We start from the raw sequence: 14,799 nt of genomic DNA, 5'->3' as shown, positions 1-14,799 counted from the left end.
CTGTAGCGGCCTTGCGTTCACGACATTGTGAGAATCCAAGTCTCCCACCCCGCCAGCAAGGGGAGGGTTTCCACCGACCAGAATGAGTTCAGGGTACCCGGCTATCAGTCCCCTCAGCCAGGCAACCCTTCGTTTCTCCTTCTCCATCGAAAACTCAACCGTCCGCGTGAACCCGAGACCGTGTTAGAGATGAAAACGGTCAAGTGATCGCGGTCCCAACCGAGGACAAGACGATGTCTGATCGTAACAGCAACAATCTCAACGCGTTTGGCCTGCAATTCGTCGGCAACGAGATCGAATTGGGCGGCGACAGCGAGAACGAAAACAAGAACGAAAACGAGAACAAGAACGAAAACGAGAACAAGTCCGAGAACGAAAACGAGAACAAGTCCGAGAACGAGAACGAAAACAAGTCCGAGAACGAGAACAAGAACGAGTCCGAAAACAAGAACGAGAACGAGAACAAGTCCGAGAACGAGAACGAGAACAAGAACGAATCGAAGAACGAGAATACCAACGAGAACAAGACCGAGACCAAGGTCGACGTCGACGTCGATGTTGACGTCGAGCTCGACGGCCGCCTCGGCGACTACAAGGAAGACAACGACTTCGCCGACATTCACGCCGGCGGCGACATCAAGGGCGATGTGCTCTTCAGCAAGGACGGCGACGTCACCTACGATCCAGGCGACGACATCAACTTCAAGGACGTGCTGACCGGTGCGATGGGCGCCAACAGCAACGCCTTCCTCATCAACCAGACCGCCGACATGGTCGACAACGACAAGCTCGAAGGCGCCACCGTCAAGAACGACGGCGACTTCAAGCAGGAGTTCGACAACAAGGGCGGCAAGGCTGACGCAGGCGACGGCATCAGTGCCGGAGGCGGCGGCGCAGAAGGCGGCAACGCCAAGGGCGGCGAAGCCGACGGCGGCGACGGCGGCAATGCCAAGGGTGGCGAAGCCGACGGCGGCAAGGGCGAAGGCGGTCTGGCACTCAGCGCAGCTCTCGGCGGCGACGCCAAGGGCGACACCAAGGCCGACAGCGGCGACAGCAAGGGCGGCAGCGCCGACACCGACGCTGACGGCGGCAAGGGCGACGGCGGCAGGGGTGGCGACGGTGGTGCCGGTCTCGGCCTCGGCCTCGGTCTCGGCCTCGGTGCCGGCCTCGGCGTCGGCGCAAGCGAAGCCGACTCGGGTGATGCCAAGGGTGATGGCGGCAACGCCAAGGCCGACAGCGGCGATGCCGATGCCGACTCCGGCAAGGCCGACGCCGGCAACGGCGGCGACAGCGGCGACACCGAAGGCGGCGACGCCAAGGGCGACGCTGGCGACGGCATCGACGCATTCGTGCCGATCCTGCCGATCCTGAACTTCGGTGAAGGCGGCGACGCCAAGGGCGACGGCGGCAACGCCAAGTCCGACACCGGCAGCGGCGGCGATGCCGATTCGGGCAATGCAGACGCCGACAGCGGCGATGCCAAGGCAAATGCCGGCGACGCGAATGGCGATACCGGCGATGCACTCAGCGCAGGCTTCGGTGCCGGCTTCGGCGCAGGCTATGGCGAAGGCTCGGGTGAAGGCAATGGCGGCGGCGGCGGCGGCGGCGGCGCAGGAACCGGTGGTTCGGCGACTGCAGGTGCTGCAACGGGCGGCGCAAGCACCTCGGGTGGTGCATGGGCGCTCAACGACGGCGACGGCGGCCACGCGCTGAGCGGCGCCTGGGCTGACGGCACGGGCGGCAACGCCACGGGCGGCGGTGCCTGGGCTGGCGGCGGCGGCGGCGGCGGAACGGCCGGCGATGCATGGGGCGGCGCCGGCGGCGCAGGCGGTGCAGGCGGCAGCTGGGGTTCGGACAACGGCGATGACGGCTATGTCACGGGCAGCAGCCATGCGAGCGCCGATGCCACCATCGACACCAGCGCCTTCAACCAGCAGATCGTGATGGGTGCCAACCTCCAAGGCAATACGGTCGACATGACCGTGGTGGGCGGCGACTACCATCACACCCTGACGGGTGAAGACGCCACCGACCACAGCACGCTCTGACCATCGGCATGAAGGCTCCGCGGTTGCGGAACCAGTGAGCCGGACTGCGCGGGTAACCCCGCGCAGTCCATCTTGGCCGGTGGAGCATGTGCAGCCTCACCGCGCCTGAACTCCGGGTGGAGGCACTGCCATGTATGCCGTGTATTTCGATAGGATCTCCGAGACGATCGCGCACTTCATCGGCCTGTTCGATACGGCCAGCGAGGAGGCGCGCCTCAAGCAGGCCTATGACGAATTCCGGGCGAAGCAGGAAGCCGAAGAGAAGCTGCCTGAGCACCAGACGGCGGCCATCAAGGTCGACACCTCCCACACCCTCGAGGATTTCGATCCGAGCCTCAAATACATCGGCGTCCGGCCCGAGATCGAGGAACTGACGGTCTGGTCGAAGGTCCACTTCACGCCGCCGGACGTCGATGTCCCGCACGGACCGTTCCTGCACAATTTCGCGCATTCCCCCGAAGGCATGACCGTCGGATCGGGTGGCATCGTCCTGCCCGAGATCTCCCCTCCCGGAGATCTGGCCGCGATCATCAACCAGGAGATCCGGCTTTCGGACAACGACTATGTCAGCTTTGGCGGCAGCGGCCTGACCTTCGTCGGCGCCCCCGCCGACGACAGCCCCCTGGCCGACATGCAGCAAGCGGCAGCCGATCTGTCGCCCGTCGATGACCTGACGCTTCCCGGCACCACCGAAGAGATGGGCACGTTCGTCACCACTGTGGCCGCCCGCATTGAAGCTTTCGACGCCGACGACCACGGCAATGCTGATGTCTTCTGCGTCAAGGGCGAGACCATCGAAGGCACCTACTTCAACGGCCAGCTGGTCGACGAAGCCGCCGTGCCGAAGATGGAGGACTACGTCAACTTCCTCAAGGATGAGGATCCGGACGCCAAGGGCCCCGACGCGCCGCTCGACACCAACACGCCTCCCGATTCCAGCGACTTCATGGACGGCTGGGGCGACGGAACCGCCAATCCGAGCGTCACCATCGGCACCGGCGGCAACACCGTCATCAACGATTGCGTCATCGTCAACGAATGGGTCTCGGCCGAAGTCATGGCCGTCATGGGCGACCATTTCTCGGTCAACGCCATCGTCCAGATCAATGGCATGTGCGACGCCGACAGCGTCGGTACGGCAGTTGGTGGCTGGCCCTTCGATCCGGGTGGCCAGGATCAGAGCTTCAACATCGCGATGTTCAAGCACATCGATCCGTCGGCAGGCGAAGCCAGCGCAGCCCCCGAGGCACCGCCGGCATTCCCGTCCTACTACGTGGTCACCGAGATTTCGGGCGACCTGATCATGATGAACTGGATCAATCAGTTCGCATTCGTCACCGACAACGACATCTGCATCGCATCTTCATCGGGCGTGCAGTCTGTCGTTTCGACCGGCGACAACACCGCCTTCAACGGTGTAAGCCTCAACGAACTGGGCAATTACTACGACCTGATCATCGTCGGCGGCAACGTCTACGACCTCAGCATGATCCACCAGATCAACCTGCTGCTCGACAACGACACGATCGGCGCGGTCGCCGGCTTCTCGACGACGGGTGAAGGCTCGGTCTCGACCGGGGACAATCTGCTCTGGAACCAGGCCAGCATCATCAATGTCGGCAACGGCACCACCGAGCCGCTGCCCGACGGCTACAACACCGCCGCGAGCAACCTGGCCTCAGGCAACCACGAACTGCCGAACTCCATCCTGCAAGACGCAGCCTTCGAGGGCATCGGCATCCTGCGCGTGCTCTACATCTCGGGCGACATCTACAATCTGCAGTACATCAAGCAGACGACCGTGGTCGGCGACAGCGACCAGGTCGCGCTTGCGATGAACCAGGTGACCGCCAATCCCGACACGGACTGGACGATCACCACTGGCGGCAACCAGCTGGTCAATTCGGCGACCATCGTCGACGTCGACGGCTACTCCAAGATCTATGTCGGCGGCGACAGCTACTCCGACGAAATCCTGATCCAGGCCAACTTGGTGTCGAGCGAACCCGACCTCGGCACCCAGAACCCGGACATCCTGATTACCGAAGCAGTGGTGTTTCTCGACGACGCGAACGACGACGGCGGCAGCGCTGGAGGCAGCGACCACATCGCACCGCCGCCTGCCGATTCAGCGTCGGCCGACGTCATGCAGCACATGCTGGGTTAAGCCATAAGAGGGGCATGAGATGACCGACGACCGTGAAGGCTGGAGTGGTTTTCAGAACGTGCCGGACGACGGCGACAGTCAGGACGGCCCGCAGGAGCGTCCCTCGGAGCCCAAGCCCTTGCCGCAGGTGCGGCTGTCGAATGCGGTAGCTCCCCAGGAGCAGGCGCTCGACAATCTCGAACGCTACATCGACAAGGTTGTCGGCGACTTGCACGACGCTGCCGGCGACAAGCCGGACGCCAAGGCCGCCCCGGTTGAACCTGCGCCTCCCTCAGAACGTCGGGCGCCGAAGGCCCAGGTGCCAGCGCCGCAGTCTCCGCAGGCTGCTCCCAACGCGGCGCCCGCTGCGCCATCGCAGCAGGCAAGCGCCAAGCCGGCGCAGGCTCCTCAATCCGCGCAGCCGAGCCTTAGGCCGGTAACCGCGCACCAGCCATCCCAGAGGCCATCAGAGCCCTCGATCATACCTCCGGAGCGGAGCGCTACGGCTCAACGCCCCCCAGCGTCTGCCCCCGCCGAAACAGCGCCCGGCACGCCGCCGCAACAGGCTCAGCGTGCGGCTCCGGAGGAACCCATTGCTGCGCCCCAACCCAATGCCGAGGCGCCTCAGGCCAGGCCAGCGCCCGTCGAGGCCCCGAAGCCGGCCGCCACGACGGCATCGGCTGCCCCTCGCCCCGAGATGCGCGTGAGCGAGCCGCAGGGACCAGCCAAGACCGAGATGAAAGACACCTCGATGCCGGTCGGCAAGGTGATCGACGCCGATAACGGCCCGATCAAGCCGAAAGAAAAACTGCCCGAAGCCAAAGGCCCGAACGGCGGTGACGTCGACGGCGGTGGTGGCGGAGGTGGCGGCGGGGGCGGTGGTGGCGGCGTCTTCCACAAGCGTCTCGGCCCGATCGACTTCTCGGCCTCGCTCAAGGCCGGCCTCAAGGTCGTCAAGCGCAACCTTTTGATCGTCATGCTGTTCACGCTGGCCTCCAACGTGCTGGTGCTGGCGATCCCGCTCTACCTCTTCCAGATTTCGGACCGCGTTCTGACCAGCCGCTCGGTCGACACGCTCGTGATGCTGACAATCGTCATCGTCGGCGCCGTCGTGCTGCAGACGATTTTCGACGCCATTCGCCGTCTGATCCTGATGCGTACGGCGGTCGAGGTCGCGGCCCAGCTCGGCGCGCCGATCCTCAGCGCTGCCGCCCGCGCGGCACTCCACAGCAACGGCCGCGAATACCAGACTTTGAGCGATCTGCAGCAACTGCGCTCGTTCCTGGTCTCGGGCACGTTGCTCACGCTGCTCGACGCGCCGCTGGCGCCGCTGTTCGTGCTCGCGGTTTTCCTGGTGCACCCGCATCTCGGTTTCATCGTGGTGACGACGTCGCTGATCCTGCTGGTGATCACCATCGTCAACCAGCGTTCGACGGCAGCTCCCTTTGGCGAGGCCAACAGCTTCCAGAGCAAGGCCAACCTGCATCTCGACTCGATGTCACGCAATTCACAGATCATCAACGCGCTGGCCATGATCCCGGAAGCCGTACGCATCTGGGGCAAGGATACGGCAAGCTCGCTGCGCGCCCAGGTCATCGCCCAGGACCGCAACATCGCCTTTGCCGCGACGTCGAAGGCAACCCGCCTGCTCACCCAGGTCGCCATGCTCGGCTGGGGCGCGCATCTCGCGCTCGACGGCCATCTCAGCGGCGGCATGGTCATTGCCGCGTCGATCATCGCCAGCCGCGCGCTGGGCCCGATCGAAGGCGCCATCGAAGGCTGGAACCAGGTCATCCAGTCGCGCGCCGCCTATAGCCGCATCGCCAGCCTGCTGCAGACCTCGCCACTCAATTTCGAGCGACTGAACCTGCCGCGCCCAGAGGGCCGGCTCGACGTCGAGCGCCTGCTCTTCGTGCCGCAGGGCACCAAGCGCGTCGTTCTCAACGGCATCACCTTCGCGCTCGCCCCCGGCGACTCGCTTGCCGTCATCGGCAATTCGGGCGCAGGCAAGACGACGCTCGGCAAGATGCTCGTCGGATCGATCCTGCCGACGTCGGGCAATGTGCGCCTCGACCTGATGGACCTGCGCAACTGGGACCAGCGCCAGTTCGGCGAAAACATCGGCTACCTGCCGCAGGACGTGCAACTGTTCCCGGCAACGATCAAGGCCAACATCGCCCGCATGCGCGAGGACGTCAGCGACGCCGAGATCTATCAGGCGGCCATGCTCGCCGATGTACACGAGATGATCGCCACCTTGCCGCATGGCTACGAGACTTTCGTCGCCGCCGACGGCGCACCGCTTTCCGGTGGCCAGAAGCAGCGCATCGCACTTGCCCGCGCCTTCTTCGGCAATCCCCGCATGGTTGTGCTTGACGAGCCGAACTCCAACCTCGACGCCGCCGGCGACGTGGCGCTTGCCCGCGCGCTCCAGCACGCCAAGGAAAACAAGATCACCGTCATCACCATCACGCAGCGCCCGGCGCTTCTGCAGAGCGTCGACAAGATCCTGCTGCTGGTCAACGGCACGGTGGCCTTGTTCGGCCAGAGGCAGGACGTGCTCCAGGCACTTGCCCAGCGCGGGCTGAGCATCGAGGGCGGCTCGTTCGGCCATCAGATTCCGTAAGGGGGCAATGTCATGAGCGACACGGCAATCGTAAAGGTCCACGACCTCGAATGGTACGCCGACGTGCCGCGCTCGATCGGCAAGCAGACCAAGATCGGCCTGCTGCTGATTGCGATAACGTTCGGCGGCTTCGGCACCTGGGCGTTCACCGCCCCACTCGCCGCCGCCATCATTGCTCAAGGCTCGTTTGTCGCGGCGGGGCAGAACAAGATCGTCCAGCATCTCGAGGGTGGCATCATCAAGGAGCTTCTGGTCAGCGAAGGCGACCGTGTCCGCTATGACCAGCCACTTCTGCGCCTCGACGAAACGGCGGCACAGGCCAACGAGCGGCAGCTCTTCCTGCGCCAGGTGCGGCTCGATGCCATCGCTGCCAGGCTGAACGCCGAGATCAGCGGCGCGCCCAGCATCTCCTTCCCCAGCAACGTCAGCGACAACATCAGCGATCCCGAGATCAAGCCGATCGTCGAAGGCCAACAGCTGAACTTCACCGCCGCGCGCGGCAAGCTGCAGAGCGAAATCGGTCTGCTGCAACAGAATATCGCCGCCTATCGCTACCGCGCCGACGGCTATCAGCAACAGCACGACGCGGTGCAGCGGCAGCTTTCGCTGATGCGGGAAGAATATGCGGGCAAGAAGCAACTGCTCGACAAGGGCCTGCTCAGGGCAACCGAAATCAAGGCGATCCAGCGTGCCATGGCCGATGCCGAGGGACAGATCGGCCGCCTCGCCGCCGAGGTCTCAGAGATCGGCTCGGAAACGATCAAGCTCGACCAGCAGATCAAACAGGCCGAGGAAGCATACAAGCAGGCGGCGCTGGAGCAGTTGCAGAACCTCGAGGGCGATCTCGACACCATCCGCGAACAGCTGCGCCAGGCCAAGAGCGTTCTCAACCGCGTGACGATCAACGCGCCTGTCGCCGGCACCATCGTGCGCATGTATTACCACACGGCGGGTGGCGTCATCGAAAGCGGCAAGCCGATCGTCGAGATCCTGCCGTCGGACGTGCCGCTGGTCATCGAGACCCTGATCTCGCGCACCGACATCGACAACGTCCGTGTCGGCCAGTTGGCGACCGTCCGGCTCAACGCGCTCAACCGGCGCACCACGCCGGTGCTCGACGGCAAGGTGATCTATGTCTCCGCCGACGCCCTGCCCGACACCTCGGGCCCGGTCGCGCGCGAAGTCTATGTCGCCCGCGTCAGCCTGTCAGCGGACCAGATTGCGCGCGTCCACGGCTTCTCGCCAACACCTGGCATGCCCGCCGAGGTGCTGGTCCAGACCGAGGAGCGGACGTTCTTCCGATATCTGACCAAGCCGATCGCCGACAGCATGTCGCGCGCATTCATGGAGCGTTGAGCGAGGGAGACACCATGCCGTTGAGGGGGACAGAGATGCAGGTTGACGTCATCACCGATGTTGAAACGCTGGCCAAAGTGCGGCAGGACTGGGAGCGCCTGTACAAGGCGGACCCCGAGGCGCAGTTCTTCGTCTCCTGGGCCTGGCTGGTGCCCTACATGCGCTTCTACAAGGGCGCCTGGTTCGTACTTGCAGCGCGCCTCGGCAATCCGGGGTCGCCCTATGTCGCGCTGATGCCGATGCGCATGCGCACCCGGATGAGCGGCAAGACCGGCCTGTTCTTCAACGAAATCAGCATGGCCGGCAACAATGCCGCCGATTACACCGGCGCCATCTGTGATCCCGCCCATGCCGAAATGGCGTTGAAGGCCTTCGGCCGCCACGTCGCCCAGATGGGCTGGGCGCGGCTCAATCTCGAAAATCTGCGCATGTCACGCGAGCGGGTCTTTGCCTTCATCGGCCAGTTCTCGCGCGACATCTTTGCCATGCGCGAGTTCAGCCGCGTCAATGCCGCCGACAATGTCGACAACTGCCGCTGTTTCGCGGCCGCCCTGCCCGACACCTTCGACGGCTATCTCGACAATGTGCTCAGCACCAACACCAGGCAGAAGCTGCGGCGCTTCCTGCGCAAGGTCGATGCGGGCGAGTTGCGCATTACCCGCGCCGACGTCGACACCTATGAGCGCGACATCGATACGCTGCTTGAACTCTGGCGGATAAAATGGGGCGCCCGCAAGGGCGACCGGCTGGCCTCCATCCTTCACAACAATCGTCGGGTACTGCGCGACAGTTTCCGCAATGGGACGCTGTTCCTGCCGGTCCTGTGGCAAGGCGACCGGCCGCTGGGGGCGCTCGCCATCTTCGTCGACCCGGTCAAGAAGGCGTTGCTGTTCTTCATGGCCGGCCGCGACGAGACCGTGACCTCGATCCCCGCCGGCCTGATCCTGCATGGCCACTGTATCAAGCTGGCCATAGAGAATGGCCTCACCACCTATGATTTCCTGCGGGGCGACGAGCCCTACAAATTCGCCTTCGGCGTCACCGAGAGCAAGATCAACTGCGCCCAGATCTACACCAAGAGCGGGCGTAATGTCGGTGACCGGCTCGATCCGCGCTCGCTCAACGCCATATTCGCCGAGGTTACGGTCCTCCATCAGAAAGGCGAACTGGCACGGGCGGAAACCGGCTATCGCCAGATCCTTGCCACCGACGCCACCCACGCCCGCACGCTCTACGGCATCGGCCAGCTGCTGTCGGCCAAGGGCGAGCACCGCGAGGCGTTGGTCCATTACCAGACGCTCGCCAATTCGGTGCCGACATCGGCCAAGGCATGGCTCAGGCTTGGAATGGAGCTGCAGGCGCTGTCCCGGCACATCGAAGCGGCGGAAGCCTTCCGCAAGGTGCTGTCGCTGGCACCCGATTTCGCCGGCGCCGAATTCTCGCTGGCCAAGAGCCTCGCGGCGCTCGACCGCTTCGAGGACGCCATCGAAACGCTGGAAGCCTTGGAACGCAAGCTTGAGGCGGCATCGCGCGACGACACGCTGCTGGGCAAGACCAGGATCATGCTCAAGCGGCTGAAACTTGAAGCCAGGCCGAGCTACATAATGCTCAACCCTGATCGGAAGTCGGTGACGCGCGTTTTGAGTACGGCGCTTTAGACGCCGATATGCGAACCGCCTTCCGGAGCGGGCAGGCCTAGGCCTGCCCGCTCAGAAAATCCTCGAACTTGCGCATCTCTCCGGCGTCGATGCCGACCATATGGTTCGCCGCCGGATAGGCGCCGCTGGCAATGTCGCCGGCATATTCTTTGAACGCCGCAATCCGCTCCTGCTGGATGCGATCATACTCAGCCGCGAGGTTGCGATACACCTTGGCGTGGCGCGGATAATGGCCGCGATTGAGCCCGAGCACGTCCTCTGCAAACAGGTATTGCGCATCGCAGCCCGCACCGGCGCCCATCGAGATCAGCACAAGCGAGCTGCGCCTGGAGATCGCGCTCGCCACTTCGGCCGGCACCACCTCGATCTCGGCTGCAAAAGCGCCCGCCTGCTCCAGCGCCTTAACCTGCCGCCAGACGAGCTCGGCCGTTTCTGCCGTCTTGCCGACCGCCTTGAAGCCGCCTGTCCAGGTCGAATGCGTCGGGATCAGCCCGACATGGCCGCAGACCGGGATATGTTCGTCCGCCAGCCGGCGGATGGTCCGGTCGCTCGCCGAGCAGTAGACCGCATCGGCGCTCGCCGCCTTGAGCTTGACCGCCGTACGCAGGATTTCGTCTGATGTCGCCCCCATCATGCCGTACTCGTCGCCCGGAACGGCAAAGCAGGTAGGTGCCGCATCGCGGAAACGCGGGTCGAACATCAGACCGTAAGTGACGGACAGAAGATCGATGCCGGCGCGCTCGGCGGCCTCCGCCTCCTCCAGCGTCGTCACCCTCAGTTTCGACAGCTGTCTCTTGCCTTTCAACGCGCGCAGATCCGCGACCGTTGGCCTGTTGCGTGCCATCGTTTCGTCCTCGCTCCTGGAGTGTATTGGGCTTTCTGACGCCTCAGGCCTTCAGCAGCCACTCATGCTCTTTGGCGTTGTGGAACTTCCAGGTCCGCTTCGGCCCCGCCATGACATTGAGATAATAGAGGTCGTAGCCGTGGCAGGCAGCGCAAGGGTGATAGCCCTTGGGCACCAGCGTCACGTCACCATCCTCCACTGCCATCGCCTCGTCGATCTCGCGATGCCCGGCATCGTTGAACTCGGTGTAGACGCGCTGGAAGGCAAAACCCTGCGGCGGGTTGAGCCGATGGTAATAGGTCTCCTCCAGCAGTGATTCAGCGGGGAGATTGTCCTCGTCGTGCTTGTGCGGCGGATAGCTCGAGGTGTGGCCGCCTGGTGTGATGACCTCGACCACCAACAGCGAATCCGCCGGATCGCCTTCGGGCAGAATGTTGGTGACGTAGCGTGTGTTGGTGCCCTTGCCGCGCGTTTCCTGCTTGACGTCGTCGGGACCGATTACACGCACCGGCAGGTTTCCGCCGAGGCCGGGAGCCGTGCAGACGGCGAGCTCGACATTCGTGTCGGCCCTGATCGACCAGTCGCCGCCAGCCGGCACATAGACCGACCAGGGCTTGCCTTCGAAGGGCGACATGCGCTCGCCGAGCATGCCGAGATCGTCCTCGCCGACCCGCACATGCGCCTTTCCCGAAACCAGCACCAGGCAGGTTTCGCGGTCGGCTGTCCAGTCGCCGAAGGTATCGCCGGGTTCCAGCTTGTGCAGGTCGAAACCGACATAAGTCCAGCCGGCGGATTCAGGCGTGACGTGCGTGACGCGCCCGGTGCCGTGCTTCGGCTTGATCAGCAGTTTCGACATCTCGTCACTCCTTGTCGGTGGCGGCGTCGTCGCCAGGCTTGTAGGCGATGAGGAATTGGTAGGCACCGAGCGCAGCCATGCCGCCCGCGAGCGTGCCCCAGAATGCGGATCCGGTGGCAAACTCGAAGATCGACCAGGCGGCGCAGAAGCCGACCAGCGCTATGCGCCTCCACAACGGGCGAAGGAACGGATGGTTCTGGTCGTTCATCAATTGCGTGTTGCCTCGCCGATCAATTTCTGCGGATGGTAACCGGCCCCCGCGCGACGCTCAAGCACTACGGCGCCGCGCGTCGGAGCCCCACAAAGGACGCCGTGATGGAGGCAGCCATCCTGACAAATCGACGCCGACTTTCGGGGTCATGCGGCGGGAAAGCCCTGTGTTTCTACCGTGTAGCCCGCCACCGTCATCACCCGCATCAGTTCGGCATGACCGACCTGAGCCATCTTCAGCGGCGGGCTCTTCTTCGGGTCCTGCTCTGCCTCGACAACGAACCAGCCCTCATAGCCATGGTCGGCGAACTTCTGCACGATCGCACCGAAATCGAGCGAGCCGTCGCCCGGCACGGTGAAAGCGCCCAGGGCCACCGCGTCGAGGAAGGACTGCATGGTCCAGTCGAGCGCCTTGATGACGTCCAGACGCACGTCCTTCACATGGACGTGGCTGATGCGCTTGTGGTGGCTGTCGATGGCACGCAACACGTCGCCACCGGCAAAGGCGAGATGGCCGGCATCGAGCAGGAGCGGGATGCCCTCGCCCGAATGCTTCATGAAGGCATCGAGCTCGTGTTCGAACTGCACCACCGCAGCCATGTGGTGGTGATAGGACAAAGGCATGCCCTGCTCGGCGCACCACTCGCCGAATGCGGTCAGCTTTCGGGCATAGGCCTTCATCTCGTCGTCGGAGAGTACAGCCTTGGTTGCCAGCGGCTTCGAGCGGTCGCCCTGGATCGAGCGGCCGACCTCGCCATAGACGATGCAGGGGGCATCGACCGCCTTGAACAGCTCGATCATCGGCTGGATGCGATCCTTGTTGGCGGCGAGGTCGTCGTTGACCAGCGTGCCCGAGAACCAGCCGCCGCACAAAGTCACGTCCGCCTTCTTCAGGATCGGCAGCATCTCCTCAGGCGTGCTCGGAAACCGGCGTCCCTGCTCCATGCCGGTAAATCCAGCCGAGCGCGATTGCGCCAAGCATTCCTCCAGCGACACGTCATCGCTCAGTTCCGGAAGGTCGTCGTTCCACCACGCGATGGGGGACATGCCCAGTTTGGCTTTCACTTCAGTTCTCCAGTGTCATTCTCTGCCGTCGCAAAAGACAGCCTCAATTCGCTACCATCAGCGCCAACATCACAGGTCCAATCACAAACCCTCAATCCCCCACCCGCTGCAGCTTCAGTTTTTCCTCATAGCCCTTACGAGCGGCATTGACCTCGGCGCGTGCGCTCACCTCGGGCACTGCAACGTCCCACCAGTGGCCACCCTCGCCGGTCGAGATCAGCGGGTCTGTGTCGATCAACACCACCGTCGTCCTGTCGCTCTTGCGGGTGCGGTCGAGCGCGGCTTCCAGGTCGGCAATCGACGCAGCCTTCTCCGCATTGGCGCCCAGGCTTTTCGCATGCGCGACGAAGTCGATATCAGGCAAGATCTCATGCCTGGAGTCGCGCAATAGGTTGTTGAAGTTGGCGCCGCCAGTGGCCATCTGCAGCCGGTTGATGCAGCCATAGCCCCTGTTGTCGAGCAGCACGATGGTGAGCTTGAGACCCAGCATGACAGACGTCGCAATCTCGGAGTTCAGCATCAGATAGGAGCCGTCGCCGATCATGATGACGACCTCCTTGTCAGGCCGCGCCATCTTGGCGCCCAGGCCGCCCGCAATCTCGTAGCCCATGCAGGAGAAGCCGTATTCGGAATGGTAAGAGCCGGGTTCGCCCGCCTGCCACAGCTTGTGCATCTCGCCCGGCAGGCCGCCAGCCGCATGCAGCACGATGACATCGCTGCCCAGCGTGCGCTGCACGGCGCCGATCACCTGAGCGTCTGAAGGCAATGCGGCATTGGTCGCCGCCGTCACCTTGGCGGCTGCCTTGCGCCACTCGGCCTTGCCTGACTTGGCGATCTCTGTCCAGGTCACAGGCGCCTTGTAGCCGGCGACAGCGGCGCCGAGCTCCATGAGACCTTCCCTGGCATCCGCCACCAGCGGCAGGGCCATGTGTTTGCCCGCGTCGAAGGGCTGGACGTTGAGCCCGATGATGGTCTTGCCCGCGTTCTTGAACAGCGCCCATGAGCCAGTGGTAAAGTCCTGCAGCCGCGTGCCTACGGCCAGAACGACGTCCGCCTCCTCGGCAAGCCGATTGGCCGCCGCTGTGCCGGTGACGCCGACCGCCGCCATGTTCAGCCCATGCTCGTCGGTCAGCGCCGACTTGCCGCCCTGCGTCTCGCAGACCGGGATACCGGTCGCCTGGACGAAGCGGTCGAGTTCCTCCGAAGCACTGGAATAGAGCACGCCGCCACCGGCGACGATCAGCGGCTTCTTCGCCGCTTGAAGCACCTCGGCAGCGACAGCCAGTTCGTCGCGGTCCGGACGCGGCCGGCGTGGCGTCCAGACGCGCTCGGCAAAAAAGCTCTCGGGATAGTCATAGGCCTCGGCCTGAACGTCCTGGCAGAGCGATAGCGTCACCGGCCCGCACTCGGCCGGATCGGTCAGCACCTGCATGGCGCGCGCCAGCGCCGGGATGATCTGCTCTGGACGAGTGATGCGGTCGAAATAACGCGACACCGGACGGAAGCAGTCATTGGCGGATACCGTGCCATCGCCGAAATCCTCGACCTGCTGCAGAACCGGGTCGGGCACGCGGTTGGCAAAGACGTCGCCGGGCAGAAGCAAAAGCGGCAGGCGGTTGACATGGGCGAGTGCCGCCGCCGTCACCATATTGACCGCGCCCGGGCCGATGGAGCTCGTCGCCGCCATCACGCGCCGCCGAAAGTTGGTCTTGGCAAAGGCGATCGCCGCATGCGCCATCGCCTGCTCGTTGTGGGCGCGATAGGTCGGCAGCTCCTCGCGCACCTGGTAGAGCGCTTCGCCGAGACCGGCGACGTTGCCGTGGCCGAAGATCGCCCACACGCCACCGAACAAAGGCACCATCTTGCCGTCGATTACGGTCATCTGCCGTGTGAGATAGCGCGTCAGCGCCTGCGCCATGGTCAGGCGAACGGTCTTGGTCATCGTCTTCTCCTCCCGCTTCAGCGGCGCATCCTGAGATGCCGGCCTCGC

Annotated in this window: 10 protein-coding genes; 5 read left to right on the top strand and 5 right to left on the bottom strand. The window is 64.3% G+C overall.

What is annotated here, in order from left to right:
- Positions 1-233: 233 nt before the first annotated feature.
- From SLT36_RS10085 to SLT36_RS10065, 5 genes are all read left to right on the top strand, one after another.
- Positions 234-2,048, top strand: a complete 1,815-nt coding sequence (locus SLT36_RS10085) for a hypothetical protein (protein WP_432287190.1) — start codon at positions 234-236, stop codon at positions 2,046-2,048.
- A gap of 130 nt (positions 2,049-2,178) precedes the next feature.
- Positions 2,179-4,215, top strand: coding sequence for a type I secretion protein (locus tag SLT36_RS10080; RefSeq protein ID WP_432287189.1), 2,037 nt, complete (start codon positions 2,179-2,181; stop codon positions 4,213-4,215).
- Between the two features lie 19 nt (positions 4,216-4,234).
- The gene (locus SLT36_RS10075; RefSeq protein ID WP_432287187.1) at positions 4,235-6,820 is read left to right on the top strand and encodes a type I secretion system permease/ATPase; all 2,586 of its coding nucleotides are present in this window, start codon (positions 4,235-4,237) and stop codon (positions 6,818-6,820) included.
- 12 nt (positions 6,821-6,832) lie between these two features.
- Positions 6,833-8,176 (top strand): HlyD family type I secretion periplasmic adaptor subunit, encoded by a 1,344-nt coding sequence (locus SLT36_RS10070; protein WP_432287186.1) that lies wholly within the window; start codon positions 6,833-6,835, stop codon positions 8,174-8,176.
- A 35-nt stretch (positions 8,177-8,211) separates the two neighbouring features.
- Positions 8,212-9,834 carry a GNAT family N-acetyltransferase gene (locus tag SLT36_RS10065; protein WP_432287185.1) on the top strand — a complete coding sequence of 541 codons (1,623 nt, stop codon included), beginning with the start codon at positions 8,212-8,214 and terminating at the stop codon, positions 9,832-9,834.
- A 37-nt stretch (positions 9,835-9,871) separates the two neighbouring features.
- On the opposite strand, the gene SLT36_RS10060 is transcribed toward SLT36_RS10065, so the two are convergent.
- The 5 genes from SLT36_RS10060 to iolD form a co-directional block, all read right to left on the bottom strand.
- Entirely contained in the window at positions 9,872-10,678 is an 807-nt protein-coding gene (locus SLT36_RS10060) for a 3-methyl-2-oxobutanoate hydroxymethyltransferase (RefSeq protein WP_432287183.1), read from the bottom strand.
- Positions 10,679-10,721: 43 nt separating this feature from the next.
- A complete protein-coding gene (iolB, locus tag SLT36_RS10055; protein WP_432287181.1) occupies positions 10,722-11,534 on the bottom strand; it encodes a 5-deoxy-glucuronate isomerase in 813 nt (270 codons plus the stop codon).
- Positions 11,535-11,538: 4 nt separating this feature from the next.
- Positions 11,539-11,742 (bottom strand): hypothetical protein, encoded by a 204-nt coding sequence (locus tag SLT36_RS10050; protein ID WP_067958695.1) that lies wholly within the window; start codon positions 11,740-11,742, stop codon positions 11,539-11,541.
- 149 nt (positions 11,743-11,891) lie between these two features.
- Positions 11,892-12,809, bottom strand: coding sequence for a myo-inosose-2 dehydratase (iolE, locus tag SLT36_RS10045; protein ID WP_432287180.1), 918 nt, complete (start codon positions 12,807-12,809; stop codon positions 11,892-11,894).
- Between the two features lie 91 nt (positions 12,810-12,900).
- The gene (gene iolD / locus SLT36_RS10040; RefSeq protein WP_432287179.1) at positions 12,901-14,751 is read right to left on the bottom strand and encodes a 3D-(3,5/4)-trihydroxycyclohexane-1,2-dione acylhydrolase (decyclizing); all 1,851 of its coding nucleotides are present in this window, start codon (positions 14,749-14,751) and stop codon (positions 12,901-12,903) included.
- Positions 14,752-14,799: the final 48 nt, after the last annotated feature.

The sequence above is a fragment of the Aminobacter sp. BA135 genome (assembly GCF_050859125.1).
GTDB classification, from domain to species: Bacteria; Pseudomonadota; Alphaproteobacteria; order Rhizobiales; family Rhizobiaceae; genus Aminobacter; species Aminobacter ciceronei.
Note: the sequence above shows the minus strand (reverse complement) of the source record. Positions and strands in the feature narration are given on the sequence as shown.